Here is a 13,282-nt window from a genome sequence, read left to right on the forward strand (position 1 = left end):
CGACCCGGAGCCCGCCGCTGCCCCGGCTCCCCGCCCTGCCCCGGAGCCCGCCCCGGCACCCGGCGCCGCGCGCGCCGGCACCGTCTGGATCTGGGCGGCGATCGCGGCATCCGTCCTGCCGCTCTACACGGGGGCGTTCCTCGACATGGAGGCGGTCGCGCGGCTGTTCGGTGAGGCGTCGGGCGCGCTGACACCGGCGGGGTGGATCGTCGCCGGTCTCAGCCTGCTGGTCGTCGTCGATCTCGTCCTCGTCGCCCTCGCGGTGCTGTTCGCGCGCCTCGACCATCGCGCGCTGCGGCGTCGCGGCATCCCGTCACCCTTCGGCTGGGGCTGGGCGGCGCTCGCCTTCGTCGCCACCCTGGGCGTCTACGTCGCGGGTCGTACGTTCGTCGTGCACCGCGAGACGGGGCGCGGGCTCGCTCCGTTCTGGGGCTGGCTCGTCGCGACCGCCGTCGGCCTGGTCGTCTTCGCCGTCTGGATCACCCTGTTCTCGGACGCGGCGTGGGAGGCGGTCACCACCGCACGGTGACCCCTGCGGCGATCTTCACGCGATGGTCATCTGCGGTTCATCGCGCCGGCGCGGCCCCGCCTCAGCATGGGGGGATGACCGGTCCCCGCGTGCTCTCGCTGTACGAAGGCCTCTTCTCGGGTGGCGCCCGCGTGCTCCACACGAACGTCGTGACGGCGCTGCACCGGGACGGTTCGCACGAGCATGCCGTGCTGTCGATCGCGTCGCGCGCCCGGCGCGAGGGCGCCGTGCAGCACATCGCCGACGACCCGCGGTACCGGTGGCTGCGCGACGCCGGTGTCGACGTCACCGACCTGGGACGCGAGGCCGGCGCGCTGCCGCCCGAGCCCGAGAGCTTCACCGACGCGGAGCTCGAGGTCGCCGCCGCGGCCGTCCGGCGCGCCGACGTGATCCTCACCCTCAAGGAGCAGCCGCTCGGCCTCCTCCTCGCCCTCGAGGCCCGCGGCCTCCTTCCCGACGTGCCGATCGCCGCGTGCCTGCACCGGTCGGACCCGACGCACTCGGGCGCCGCGGCGCGCTGGATGGGAGAGCTGGCGGCATCCGGTCGGCTCACGACGACCATCTCGTGCGCGGAATCCACGAGCGACGCCTACGCGCGCTACACGCCGCCGTCCGTCGAGCGCGTCGTGATCCCGAACGGAATCGACCTGACGCGGTACCGCCCCAAGCCGTACGAGCGGATGCCGCTGCGCGCCCACCTCGGGATCGCCCCGACCGCGCCGGTCGTCCTGTTCGCGGCGCGTTTCGACGCGATGAAGGACCCCGGGCTGTTCCTGCGGGCGGTCGCCGCGCACGCGGCGCGCGACACCCGCACGCAGTACGTCCTGTGCGGCGCCGGCATGACGGTCGACGACCCCGCGCTCACCGCTGCGATCGCCGAGGCGGGTGCTCCCGTCGAGCGGATCCATCGTCTCGGCATCCGCGACGACATGCCGCGCCTGTACCGCGGGGCCGACATCGTGGCCCTCACGAGCGCGTTCGGCGAGGCGTCGCCGCTCTGCCTCATCGAGGGAGCGGCGAGCGGGGCGACCCCGGTGACGACGGCGGTCGGCGACGCCGCGCAGGTCGTCGCGGGCATCGGGCTCGTCACGCCGCACGACCCCGACGCGATCGCCGCCGCCTGGGCGAAGGTCATCGCCCGCCGGCCGGACTACCGCGCCGCGGCCCTCGCCGCCCGCCCTCGACTGGGCGCGGATCGCATGCTCGACGCCTACCGCGGGGTCATCGACGGACTGGCCGAACGTCGCGAGGCGGCTGCCTGACCCGGCGCCGTCACACATCGTCGGCGGGGTGTCAACCGGCATCCGCTCGGTCGGCGCCCCGGGAAGACTCGGGTCATGCCCCCTCACGACGACGCCGCTCCCGGTCAGGATCTGCGCAGCTACGCGCCGATCGGTGACGGCCGAACGGTCGCGCTCATCGGGCTGCGCGGTCAGATCGATTGGATGCCGCTGCCCGGCATCGACGACCTGCCGATCTTCGGGCGATTGCTCGACGACGACGCCGGCGGGTGCATCGAGCTCGAACCGGTGGAGGAGTACGACGTGCGTCGCCGCTACCTGCCGCGGACCAACGTCCTCGTGACGACCTTCCGCACCGCCTCGGGCACGGCAAACGTGACCGACGCGCTCGTGACGGGGGTCGCGGGGCGGCTGCCGTGGGCGGAGCTCGCCCGCCGCGTCGACGGGGTGGAGGGTGTGGTGGCGTTCCGCTGGCGCGTCCAGCCCGGCACGTCGCTGAAGACGGCAGCGCCGTGGCACGACCGGGCGAACGGCCGCAGCATCCTGCGTTCGGGACTCACGACGATCGGCGTGACCGGCCGCGACCACGGGCCGGAACCCGCGGCATCCGCCGACGGCATCGCGACGGGACTCGCGGGCGGCTTCACGGCCACCAAGGGCAGCCGGCACCTGCTCATCGTCGTCGGCACGCATGACGAGCCGATCCACTTCCCGGACCCCGACAACGTCGACCGCGGCATCGACCGCACCATCGAGGCCTGGCGCGCCTGGTCGCGCGAGTTCTCGTACGACGGTCCGTGGGCGACCGACGTGCAGCGGAGCGCGCTCATGCTCAAGCTCCTCATCCACAGCCCGACCGGTGCGATCGCGGCGGCCGCGACGACGTCGCTCCCCGAGAACCTCGCCGGGGGCAAGAACTGGGATTACCGCCTCGCCTGGGTGCGCGACCTCGCGTACACGCTCGACGCCCTCGTCGGGTTCGGGCTGCGCGAAGAGACGCACGCCGCCATCTCGTGGCTGCTGCGGACGATCCGCCGGCACGGGCCGGAGCTGCACGTCATGTACACCCTCGACGGCGAGCTCGACGGCCACGTCACCGAGTACGACGTGCCCGGGTGGCGCGGGATCGGCCCCGTCGTGACCGGAAACCCCGCCCGCGAGCAGGTGCAGCTGGGCGTCTACGGCGACCTGTTCGCGATCTGCCGGGCCTACGTCGAGGCGGGGAACGCCCTCGACGTCCAGACCGGACGCATGCTGTCGATGTACGCCGACAAGGTGTGCGATTCGTGGCGGAACCCCGACTCGGGCATGTGGGAGCTGCCCGAGGAGCGGCACTACGTCTCGTCGAAGATGGGATGCTGGCAGGCGCTCAACGACGCAGTGCGGCTCGCCGAGCTCGAGCAGATCCCGGGCAGCAGCGAGCGGTGGGCGGCCGAGGCGGAGCTCGTGCGCGACTGGGTCGACGAGCACGGCTGGTCGGAGTCCCGCGGCGCGTACGTCATGGCCCAGGGCAGCCGCGACCTCGACGCCTCCGTCCTGCTGCATTCGCTGAGCGGCTTCGACCGCGGTGAGCGGATGTCGCGCACGATCGACGCGCTCTCGGGGGAGCTCGGCGAGGGCCCGCACCTCTTCCGCTACACGGGCATGCGCGACGAGGAGGCGACCTTCGTCGCGTGCGGCTTCTGGCGCGCCGCCGCGCTCGTGTGCGTCGGCCGTCACGACGAAGGCATCGCCGCGATGAACGAGCTCGTCGCCTCGGGCAACGACGTCGGCATGTTCGCCGAGATGATCGACCCCGACGACGGCGCGTTCCTCGGCAACCTGCCGCAGGCGCTCAGCCACCTGGCGCTCATCCGCGCAGCCCTGACGATCCGCGAGCTGGTCGGCGACGACGCCGACGGCCGCTGACGACCCCCTGACCACCACCAAGAAGAAGGAGAGCACGATGGCACGCGACCAGTACACGTTCACGAACCCGGTGGAGCTCTACTCCGAGATCGAACCCCGCAAGGGCCACCAGGAGGAGCCCGGCCTCGACGCCGACCTCGCTCCGCAGGCCGACCTCGGCGAGGACACCTACCGCGGCACCGGTCGGCTGACGGGGCGCAAGGCCCTCATCACCGGCGGCGACTCGGGCATCGGTGCGGCGACGGCGATCGCGTTCGCGCGCGAGGGCGCCGACGTCGCCCTGTCGTACCTGCCCGAAGAGGAGGAGGACGCGCAGCGGATCGCCGGCATCCTCCGCGAGGCCGGGGCCACCGTCCTGACCCTGCCGGGCGACCTCAAGGACAAGGAGTACTGCGTCGGCCTCGTCGCGCAGACGGTCGAGGGCCTCGGCGGTCTCGACATCCTCGTCAACAACGGCGGCAAGCAGATCTACAGCGAGGACATCACGGAGCTCCCCGACGAGCAGTTCGACCACACGTTCACGACGAACGTCGACGCGATGTTCTGGATCACGAAGGCAGCGGTGCCCCACCTCCCCGCGGGATCGACGATCATCAACACGACGTCGATCCAGGCGTACTCGCCGTCCGAGACGCTCGTCGACTACGCCTCGACGAAGGCGACGATCAACGCGTTCACGAAGGCGCTCGCCCAGCAGCTCGCGCCCAAGGGCATCCGCGTCAACGCGGTCGCTCCGGGACCGATCTGGACGCCGCTGCAGGTGACGGACGGGCAGCCGCCCGAGAAGCTCGAGCAGTTCGGTGAGGACACCCCGCTCGGACGCATGGGACAGCCCGCCGAGCTCGCCCCGGCGTACGTCTTCCTGGCCTCGCCGGAGTCGAGCTACGTGCTCGGCGAGACCCTCAACGTCAACGGCGGGATGCCGACGCCCTGACGATCGCATGACGAAGGCCCCGCCGCATCGAGCGCGCGGGGCCTTCGTCATGCCGCGTCAGGCGTCGACGAGCTCCTTCTCCGCCGTCGCGGCCCGCTTCCGGGCGACGACCTTGCTGCGGATGGAGAACACCAGCACGGCCGCCAGCAGCGCGTACAGCGTGATCGAGATGGGGCCGTGGACGAGGACGGTGAAGTCGCCGTTGGCGCTCATCGCGGCATCCCGCAGGCTCGCCTCGGCGAGAGGCCCCAGGACCATGCCGATGATGAGCGGCGCGAGCGGGAAGTCGAGCGCCCGCAGGAGGAAGCCGAGGATGCCGATGCCGAGCAGCATCACGAGGTCGAACGTCGAGCCCGACGAGGCGTAGATCCCGAGGCCGCAGAAGACCGTGATGCCGGCGTACAGGTGGCGAGCATGATCGCGGCGGTCGCCGAGATCGGCAGGCCGAGCGCCAACAGGGCGCCCATCGCCGTCCCGGTGGTCGAGTTGCCGGCGGCCTCGGGGGCGGCGAGGCCGCGGATCGCGCCCTTGCCGAACATCGGGTTCTTCCGCCGCTTGTCCAGGCGCTTCTCGAGGCCGTAGGCGAGGAAGGTCGGGATCTCGCTGTCGCTCTACTCGGTCGGGGTCGAACGGCACGTACTACGGGCTGCTGATGGCGGGGTCGGTCCTCGTCGTCACGCCGATCCTGCTGCTGTTCCTGTTCCTGCAGCGCTACTTCGTGCAGGGCATCGCGATGACGGGGTTGACGTAGGTCGCCCGGCGGCGCCGGGGTGCGATCGGCTCGTCGTAACGGCGGCAATCCGCGTTCCAGCGGTTGAACCGACGCCGAATGTCCGCTGGAGCGCAGATTCCCGCTGAAGCGCGGGGCACGGGACGCGAGCGAGGGGCGGGTGACACCACGCACCCGCCCCTCGCTGTTCCGTCGTGTCAGCGGATCTCGAACGAGACCGCCCGCAGCACCTCGTCGCGGGACGACGGCCCGATGAGGAGTTCGAACTCCCCGGGTTCCACGATGCGGCGGCCGGCCGCATCCACGATCGTGCAGTCGGACGCCGGCAGCTCGATCTTGACCGTCGCCGCAGCCCCCGCGGCGAGGTCGACGTGGCGGTACGTCTTCAGCTCCTTGTCGGCCCAGCTGACCGAGGTCACGGTGTCGCGCACGTAGACCTGGACGACCTCGTGCCCGGGGCGCGTGCCGGTGTTGCGGACGGTCACGCGGGCGCGGACGGTGTCTCCGGCGGAGACCACGGGCGTCAGGATCTCGGGCTCGTCGTACTCGACGGCCGTGTACGAGAGGCCGTCGCCGAACGCGAACGCCGGTTCCTGGGTGAGGTCGGCGTAGCGGTCGCCGTGCTGACCGCGGATCTGGTTGTAGTACGTCGGCTGCTGGCCGGCGTGACGGGCGAACGAGATCGGCAGGCGTCCGGCGGGTTCGATCTCGCCGAGCAGCAACTCGGCGATCGCGCGACCGCCCTGCATGCCGGGGTTCGCGACCCAGACGACGGATGCCTCGCGCACCGACGCCGGCAGGATGAGCGGCTTCGACGCCATGAGCACGACGACGAGCGGCGTGCCTGTCGCCGCGAGGGCGTCGAGGAGTGCGCGCTGCCCGCCGATGAGCTCGAGGGTCGCGGTCGACCGGCCCTCGCCGACGAGCTCGATTCGGTCGCCGACGACGGCGACGACGACGTCGGAGCGCTCGGCGAGGGCGACCGCCTCGGCGATCCCCTCCTCGTCGGGGTCGCTCGGGACGACGATCGGCGGGCGCGGCTGCCCGTCGGGGAACGTGCCGGCGGGGTCGTCGGTCAGGCGCAGGATGTCGGCGCCCCGCGCGTACTCGACCGCCCCGCCCGAGCGCTCGCGCAGCCCGTCGAGGACCGTCGTGATCTGGGCACGCGGGTGGCCGTCCGGCATCCAATCGACCTGTCCGGAGGACCCCGCCCAGTCGCCCAGCTGGGTCTGCGCGTCATCGGCGAGGGGGCCGACGACGGCGATCCGGCGGGTGCCGGCGGCCAGCGGCAGGGTGCCGTCGTTGCGCAGCAGCACGAGCGAGCGGCGGGTCACCTCGAGGTTGAGGTCGGCGTGCGCGCCCTGGGCGACGACCGCGGCGATGCGCTCGCGGTCGGGCAGGCGGGGGTTCTCGAACAGACCGAAGCGGAACTTGAGCGACAGGATGCGCGCGACGGCCTGATCGATGTCGGCCTCGGTCAGCATCCCGCGTTCGACGGCCTCGAGCGCGCCGGAGAAGAACCCCGGCGTGGTCATGACCATGTCGTTGCCGGCCTTCACGGCGGCCGCCGCGGCGTGCACGAAGTCGGGCTGCACCTTCTGCTCCCACACCATGCGGCCGACGTTGTCCCAGTCGGTGATGAGGGTGCCGGTGTAGCCCCACTCGCCGCGGAGGACGTCGCTCAGCAGCCAGTCGTTGACGGTGATGGGCACGCCGTCGGTGGTTTGGTAGCCGAGCATGAAGGTGCGGCATCCCTCCTTCGCGACGCGTTCGAACGGCGGCAGGAACCACGAGCGCAGCTTGCGGCGCGAGATGTCGGCCTCGCTCGCGTCGCGCCCGCCCTGGGTCTCGGAGTACCCGGCGAAGTGCTTCGCCGTCGCGAGGATCGCGTCGGGATCGTCGAGGCCGTCGCCCTGGTACCCGCGCACCATCGCCGAGGCGAGCTCGCCGATGAGGAACGGGTCCTCGCCGAACGTCTCGTTCACACGGCCCCAGCGCAGGTCGCGCGCGATGCAGAGGACGGGCGAGAAGGTCCAGTGGATGCCGGTGGCCGCCACCTCTGCGGCGGTCGCCTTCGCGACCCGCTCGACGAGCTCGGCGTCCCACGTCGAGGCCATCCCGAGCTGCGTCGGGAAGATGGTCGCCCCCTCCCAGAAGGAGTGTCCGTGGATGCAGTCCTCGGCCACCAGCAGCGGGATCCGCAGGCGCGTCTGCGCCGTGAGCTCGGCAGCGCGGAGCACCTTCTCGGGCGACGTGTGCAGGATCGAGCCGGCGTGGCGTTCGTGCACGATGTGCTCGAGGTCCTCGCGGGCGTCGAACTGCATCATCTGCCCGACCTTCTCGGGGAGCGTCATGCGCCCGAGGAGGTCGGCGACCCGCTCCTCGACGGTCCGTGCGGGGTCGAGGTAGGGGGCGGTGGGCAGGTCGACGACGGTCATGCGGTGCTGTCCTTCGAGGTGGTGCGGTGCGTCGAGGCGGGTGCGCGGACGACCGTGACGGCGTCGTTGACGTCGAGCCCCTTCTTCTTCATGGCGCGGGCGCGCTCGCCGGCCGAGCGCAGACGCGGGTTCACGTACTCGTCGATGCCGAAGTTGATGAGCGAGAGCGCGACGCCGATCGCGGCGATGCACAGGCCCGGAGGCAGGTACCACCACCACTGGTTCTGCCGGAACGCGCCCTGCGCGCTGGCCCAGTTGAGGATCGTGCCCCAGTTGTAGGTGTTGACCGGGATGACGCCGATGTACGAGAGCGTCGTGAGGCCGAGGATCGCGGCGGTCACGGTGCCGACGAAGCTCGCCGCGATGAGGGCCATGAGGTTCGGGAGCATCTCGACGGCGATGATGCGGCGCAGCGGCTCGCCGTTGGCGCGGGCGGCCTGGATGAAGTCGCGGTTGCGCAGCGACATCGTCTGGGCGCGCAGGACGCGGGCGCCCCACGCCCAGCCGGTGATCCCGAGGACCGCGGCGATGAGGACGAGCGGCGGCTCCTCGAACATCGAGGCGACGATGATGATGAGCGGCAGACCCGGGATGACGAGGAACACGTTCGTCAGCGCCGAGAGGCCCTCGCTCTTCCACCCGCGGACGTAGCCCGAGACGACACCCACGACGATGGCGATGACGGTGGCCAGGATCGCAGCGAGGAAGCCGACGACGATGACGCCGCGCGTGCCGTGGATGACCTGACTGAGCACGTCCTCGCCGATGTGGGTGGTGCCCAGCCAGTGCTCGGCGGACGGCGGCTGGAACCGCGCCGTGTTGTCGACCTGGGTGGGCGAGAACGGAGCGAGGACGTCGGCGAAGATCGCGATGAGGACGAAGAAGCCGAGGATGGCGAGCCCCGTGATCGACTTGGCGTTGCGGAACATCGCGAACGCCGACCCCAGGCGGGCCCAGAACGTGTTGGGCGTCGGGTCCTCGGTGCGGGCCATGCGGATGGTGGCGGTGGTGGTCATGGTCAGGCCTCCGTCTGGCGGGTGCGCGGGTCGAGGAACGCGTAGGCGATGTCGGCGAGGATGTTCGCCACCAGCACCGACAGCGTGATGACCAGGAAGACGCCCTGCATCAGCGCGTAGTCCTTGCCGTTCGTGGCATCCAGCAGAAGTTTTCCGACGCCGGGGTAGCTGAAGACCATCTCCATGACGATCGTGCCGCCGACGATGAAGCCGATCGACAGCGCGAAGCTCTGGATCTGGGGGAGCACTGCGTTGCGCGCGGCGTAGCGCCAGAGGACGCGCGAGTTCGGCATCCCCTTAGCCTGCGCGACCGTGATGTAGTCCTCGTCGAGGACCGTGAGCATCATGTTGCGCATGCCGAGCATCCAGCCGCCGAGCGAGGCGATGATGATCGTCACGGCGGGCAGGGTGCCGTGATGGATCACCTGTCCGATGAACTCGGGGGTGAACTCGGGCGAGTAGCCGACGCCGTAGGCCTTGCCGATCGGGAACCACTTGAGGTTGACCGAGAAGAGCGCGATGGCGAGCAGGCCCAGCCAGAAGTACGGGATGGTGCTGAGGAACGTCGTGATCGGGATCATCACCTCGGCGCGGCTGCCGCGACGCCAGCCGATGATGGCGCCGCCGATCGTGCCGATGAGGAACGAGACGATCGTGGCGAAGCCGACGAGACCGACGGTCCACGGCAGGGACTGGCTGATGACCTCGGTGACGGGGCGCAGGCCGTGCAGCAGCGAGACGCCGAGGTCGCCGCGCAGCATGAGGCCCCAGTAGTCGAGGTACTGCTGCCACAGGGACTTGTCGGTGTCGATGCCGAGCAGGGCGCGCAGGGCGTCGGCCGCTTCGGGGGTGACGTTGCGGTTGCGGGCGAGGTACTGGTCGACCGCGTCGCCCTTCATGAACCGGGGCAGGAAGAAGTTGATCGTGATCGCGGCCCACAGCGTGAACAGGTAGAACAGCGCGCGACTGCCGAGGAAGCGCCACGGGATGCGGGAGCGTCCCTTGACGGCGGTCGTGGCGGTCGTGCCGACCTCGAGCGCGTCGGACGTCTCGACGGGCAGCTGGGGTTCGACGGCGGTCATCGGGCACCTCCGGAGAAGCCGGGAGTCGACGCGAAGTGGCTCTCGGGGTCGGGCGAGGCAGCGCGGAGCTCCTGCGTGTAGGGGTTCTGCGGGCGCAGGATGACGTCGTCCGCGGTGCCGCTCTCGACGACGCGGCCCTGGTTGAGGACGAGGATCTCGTCGCTGAAGTGCCGCGCGGTCGCGAGGTCGTGCGTGATGTAGAGCACGCCGAGGCCCTCTTCGCGCTGCAGGTCGGCGAGGAGGTTCAGCACGCCCATGCGGATCGAGACGTCGAGCATCGAGACGGGCTCGTCGGCGACGAGCAGGCGGGGGCGGGATGCCAGGGCCCGGGCGATCGCGACGCGTTGCCGCTGCCCGCCCGAGAGCTCGTGCGGGCGGCGGTCGATGACCGAGTCGGGGTCGAGTCGCACGCGCTCGAGCAGGCGGCGCACCTCGTCCTCGACCTCGCGCTTCGGGACCACGTCGTCCAGGCGCAGCGGGCGCTCGACGTGGTGACGGATGGAGTGGTACGGGTTCAGCGAGGCGAACGGGTCCTGGAACACCATGCGCAGCTGCTGCCGGTACGCGCGCAGACCCTTGCCCCGGCGGGGGATGGGGGCGCCGTCGAGGCGGACCTCGCCGCTCGTGGGCGTCTCGAGCTGCGTGAGGATCTTGGCGATGGTCGACTTACCGCTGCCGGACTGGCCGACGAGGCCGATCGTCTGACCGGACGTCAGGGTGAACGACACGTCGTCGAGGGCCTTCATCTGGCCGGCTCCACGGACCTGGTACACCTTCGTGACGCCGTCGAATTCGAGTGTGGTCATCGGACGACGACCCCCCTTTCACCGGTGAGGCGCGGGAACGAGGACAGCAGGGTGCGGGTGTACTCGTGCTGCGGGTTGCGCCAGATGCGCTCGGCGGTGTCGATCTCGACGATCTCGCCCTCGCGCATGATGGCGATGCGGTCGCTGATCTCCAGGAGCAGCGGCAGGTCGTGCGTGATGAAGATGACGGAGAAGCCGAACTCGTGGCGCAGCTGCGAGATCTGCTTGAGGATCTCGCGCTGGACGAGGACGTCGAGCGCGGTCGTCGGCTCGTCCATGACCATCAGCTGCGGCCGGAGCGCGAGCGCCATCGCGATCATGACGCGCTGGCGCATGCCGCCGGAGAGTTCGTGGGGGAAGGAGCGGCGGCGGGCGGCGCCGACCTTGACGATCTCGAGGAGCTCGTCCACGGCCTCGCGCCGCGCCGCGCGGTTCATGTCGGGGCGGTGCACCTCGAAGACGTCGGCGAGCTGGGAGCCGATCGTCGCGACGGGGTTGAGGGCGTTCATCGCGCCCTGGAAGACCATGGAGATCTTGTCCCAGCGGAAGCGGCGCATCTGCTCGGCGTCGAGCGAGTTGACGTCGATGTCCTCGCCGGACACGTCGCGGAAGGTGACGGACCCGCTCGAGATGACGGCGGGCGCCTTGAGCAGGCGCTGCACACCGTAGGCGAGGGTCGTCTTGCCGCATCCGCTCTCGCCGGCGAGCCCGAGGATCTCGCCGCGGCGCAGGTCGAGGCTGACGTTCTTGACGGCTTCGACCGGGGGGTCGACGTCGTAGACGACGGAGAAGTCGTCGACGGACAGTAACGAATCGCGCATCGGTGCGTGCTCGCTTTCGTGAGGGTGGCAGGGGTGGTGGGGTGGATGCCGCCGGGCCAGCAGCATCCACCCCGTCACTCGGTCGGGTTACTCTTTGGGCTTCAGCTTCGTCAGGATCTGAACGACACCGGCCTGCGTCGGGTCACCCGCGGCGTACTGGTCGTCCTCCGACGGCCAGCCGACGTAGTTGCGCGTGTTGAACTCGCCGAGGAGCGGGTGCGCGCCCAGCGGGATGGCGGGGACGTTCTCGACGAACGCCTTCTGCAGCACGGCACCGGCCTCGGCGCGCTCCTCGTCGGAGGCGGCGTTGGCGTAGGTGTTCAGCGCCTCGGTGACCTTCGGGTCGTCGAAGCGACCGAAGTTGAAGGCCGCCTTGCCGTCGACGATCCACTTCGGGTCCATCGTCGACGTGTACAGGCCGTACGCGTTGCCGGTGTCCTCGAGCCAGTGGATGATCGCGTCGAAGTCACCCTCCTGCTTGCCGGCGTCCCAGCCGCCGAAGTCGGGCTGGTCGACGTTCACCTTGATGCCGAGCGCCTTGTCGAGCTCCTCGGAGATGAGCTGCTGCTCGGTGTTCCAGTCGCTCCAGCCGGCGGGGACGGAGATCGAGAACTCGACGGGCTCACCGTCGGGGTCGGTCAGCGCACCGCTGTTCCAGGTGTAGCCGGCGTCCTCGAGGACCTCCTTGGCCTTGTCGACGTCGACCGAGTAGTTGTCGTCCTTATACTCGTCGATGATCTCGCTCTCGAGCACCGAGCTCAGGCCGGTCTTGTTCCAGATCGCCTCGCTCGCACCCTCGCGGGCGATGTCGACATATGCCTGCCGGTCGATCGTCCACGCCAGCGCCTCGCGCAGGGCGGGGTCGTTGAAGGGCTTCTTCTGGAGGTTCATGAACAGCGTGCCCGCGCCCGGGGTGGGCGAGACGAGGAACACGTTGTCGGGGTCGGCGTCGAGGTAGCTCTCCTGGACCTGCGGGATGAAGGCCTGCGCCCAGTCGGCGTCGCCGGTCGCGAGGGCCGTGGTGAGGGCGGCGTTGTCGCCGTACGAGACGTAGTTCAGCTGCGGCACGGCCAGGTCGCCGCCCCAGTAGTCCGGGTTGGCCTTCAGCGAGACGGACTCCGTCGACCAGTTCGACATGACGTACGGGCCGGTGCCGACGAGCTTGCCCTCATCGGTGAGGGGGTCGGTGTTGGGGTCCTCGATGTCCTTCCAGATGTGCTCCGGAACGATCGGGGTGTGGAGCACACGGCCCTGCGACGTGAACTTCGAGCTGCCGAAGGTGAGCACGACGGTGTCGCCGTCGGCCTTCACGTCGGTGACGCCGAGGGCGCCGGTGTCGGTGAGCTTGCCGCTGAGGTACTGGGTGAACGTGAAGACGATGTCGTCGGCGGTGAAGTCCTCGCCGTCGCTCCACTTGACACCGCTGCGGGGCGTGACGGTGAGCTGCGTGTAGTCGTCGTTCCACTCGACCGTCTCCGCGAGCCACGGCGTGGTGCCGAGGTCGCCGGTCGGGTTGACGAGGGCGAGGGGCTCGAAGATGACCTTGGCGTAGCCGTAGCGCGAGCCCGCCGAGTCGCCGAGGTACGGGTTGTGGGATTCGGTGGTGATCGCGCCGTCGGGCTTGGCGATCGTCAGCGCGGCTCCGGTGCCGTTGCCCGAGTTGCCGTTGGTGTCTCCGCCACCGGCGGCGCAGCCGGTGAGGATGAGTGCCGCGGTGAGACCGGCGGCGGCGAGGGAGGTCTTCAGCCTCATTGCTTCTCCTTCATCTGTGGGTCCC

General features: G+C 70.5%; 9 protein-coding genes and 3 pseudogenes. 5 read left to right on the top strand and 7 right to left on the bottom strand.

The window, feature by feature from the left end:
* The 4 genes and pseudogenes from NH287_RS10595 to NH287_RS10610 all read left to right on the top strand — a co-directional run.
* A pseudogene (locus tag NH287_RS10595) lies at positions 1-529 on the top strand (hypothetical protein); the annotation flags it as partial.
* Positions 530-603: 74 nt separating this feature from the next.
* Complete coding sequence (locus NH287_RS10600; protein WP_253035586.1) at positions 604-1,791, top strand: glycosyltransferase; 1,188 nt, start codon at positions 604-606, stop codon at positions 1,789-1,791.
* Between the two features lie 75 nt (positions 1,792-1,866).
* Positions 1,867-3,678 carry a glycoside hydrolase family 15 protein gene (locus NH287_RS10605; protein ID WP_253035587.1) on the top strand — a complete coding sequence of 604 codons (1,812 nt, stop codon included), beginning with the start codon at positions 1,867-1,869 and terminating at the stop codon, positions 3,676-3,678.
* Positions 3,679-3,715: 37 nt separating this feature from the next.
* The gene (locus NH287_RS10610) at positions 3,716-4,612 is read left to right on the top strand and encodes an SDR family oxidoreductase (protein ID WP_217530926.1); all 897 of its coding nucleotides are present in this window, start codon (positions 3,716-3,718) and stop codon (positions 4,610-4,612) included.
* A gap of 57 nt (positions 4,613-4,669) precedes the next feature.
* Here NH287_RS10610 and NH287_RS10615 read toward each other — a convergent pair.
* Positions 4,670-5,217, bottom strand: a pseudogene (locus tag NH287_RS10615) (tripartite tricarboxylate transporter permease); the annotation flags it as partial.
* On the opposite strand from NH287_RS10615, the pseudogene NH287_RS10620 reads away from it, so the two are divergent.
* A pseudogene (locus NH287_RS10620) lies at positions 5,210-5,363 on the top strand (carbohydrate ABC transporter permease); the annotation flags it as partial. The pseudogenes NH287_RS10615 and NH287_RS10620 overlap by 8 nt on opposite strands.
* 176 nt (positions 5,364-5,539) lie before the next feature.
* Here NH287_RS10620 and NH287_RS10625 read toward each other — a convergent pair.
* From NH287_RS10625 to NH287_RS10650, 6 genes are all read right to left on the bottom strand, one after another.
* Positions 5,540-7,780 (bottom strand): glycoside hydrolase family 3 N-terminal domain-containing protein, encoded by a 2,241-nt coding sequence (locus NH287_RS10625; protein ID WP_253035588.1) that lies wholly within the window; start codon positions 7,778-7,780, stop codon positions 5,540-5,542.
* Positions 7,777-8,796 (bottom strand): ABC transporter permease, encoded by a 1,020-nt coding sequence (locus NH287_RS10630; RefSeq protein ID WP_253035589.1) that lies wholly within the window; start codon positions 8,794-8,796, stop codon positions 7,777-7,779. The genes NH287_RS10625 and NH287_RS10630 overlap by 4 nt, the downstream gene beginning before the upstream one ends.
* 2 nt (positions 8,797-8,798) lie before the next feature.
* A complete protein-coding gene (locus tag NH287_RS10635) occupies positions 8,799-9,878 on the bottom strand; it encodes an ABC transporter permease (RefSeq protein ID WP_253035590.1) in 1,080 nt (359 codons plus the stop codon).
* The gene (locus NH287_RS10640) at positions 9,875-10,684 is read right to left on the bottom strand and encodes an ABC transporter ATP-binding protein (protein WP_253035591.1); all 810 of its coding nucleotides are present in this window, start codon (positions 10,682-10,684) and stop codon (positions 9,875-9,877) included. Before NH287_RS10640 ends, NH287_RS10635 begins: the two co-directional genes overlap by 4 nt.
* Complete coding sequence (locus NH287_RS10645) at positions 10,681-11,505, bottom strand: ABC transporter ATP-binding protein (protein ID WP_253035592.1); 825 nt, start codon at positions 11,503-11,505, stop codon at positions 10,681-10,683. Before NH287_RS10645 ends, NH287_RS10640 begins: the two co-directional genes overlap by 4 nt.
* Positions 11,506-11,592: 87 nt before the next feature.
* Complete coding sequence (locus tag NH287_RS10650) at positions 11,593-13,257, bottom strand: ABC transporter substrate-binding protein (RefSeq protein WP_253035593.1); 1,665 nt, start codon at positions 13,255-13,257, stop codon at positions 11,593-11,595.
* Between the last annotated feature and the right edge of the window lie 25 nt (positions 13,258-13,282).

It is taken from the genome of Microbacterium sp. CnD16-F, assembly GCF_024124465.1.
GTDB classification, from domain to species: Bacteria; Actinomycetota; Actinomycetes; order Actinomycetales; family Microbacteriaceae; genus Microbacterium; species Microbacterium gawkjiense.

Bases quoted from the DNA above. Each gene is read 5' to 3' on its own strand.
- NH287_RS10600 (WP_253035586.1), top strand. From the start codon at position 604: ATGACCGGTCCCCGCGTGCTCTCGCTGTACGAAGGCCTCTTCTCGGGT.
- NH287_RS10605 (WP_253035587.1), top strand. From the start codon at position 1,867: ATGCCCCCTCACGACGACGCCGCTCCCGGTCAGGATCTGCGCAGCTAC.
- NH287_RS10610 (WP_217530926.1), top strand. From the start codon at position 3,716: ATGGCACGCGACCAGTACACGTTCACGAACCCGGTGGAGCTCTACTCC.
- NH287_RS10625 (WP_253035588.1), bottom strand. From the start codon at position 7,780: ATGACCGTCGTCGACCTGCCCACCGCCCCCTACCTCGACCCCGCACGG.
- NH287_RS10630 (WP_253035589.1), bottom strand. From the start codon at position 8,796: ATGACCACCACCGCCACCATCCGCATGGCCCGCACCGAGGACCCGACG.
- NH287_RS10635 (WP_253035590.1), bottom strand. From the start codon at position 9,878: ATGACCGCCGTCGAACCCCAGCTGCCCGTCGAGACGTCCGACGCGCTC.
- NH287_RS10640 (WP_253035591.1), bottom strand. From the start codon at position 10,684: ATGACCACACTCGAATTCGACGGCGTCACGAAGGTGTACCAGGTCCGT.
- NH287_RS10645 (WP_253035592.1), bottom strand. From the start codon at position 11,505: ATGCGCGATTCGTTACTGTCCGTCGACGACTTCTCCGTCGTCTACGAC.
- NH287_RS10650 (WP_253035593.1), bottom strand. From the start codon at position 13,257: ATGAGGCTGAAGACCTCCCTCGCCGCCGCCGGTCTCACCGCGGCACTC.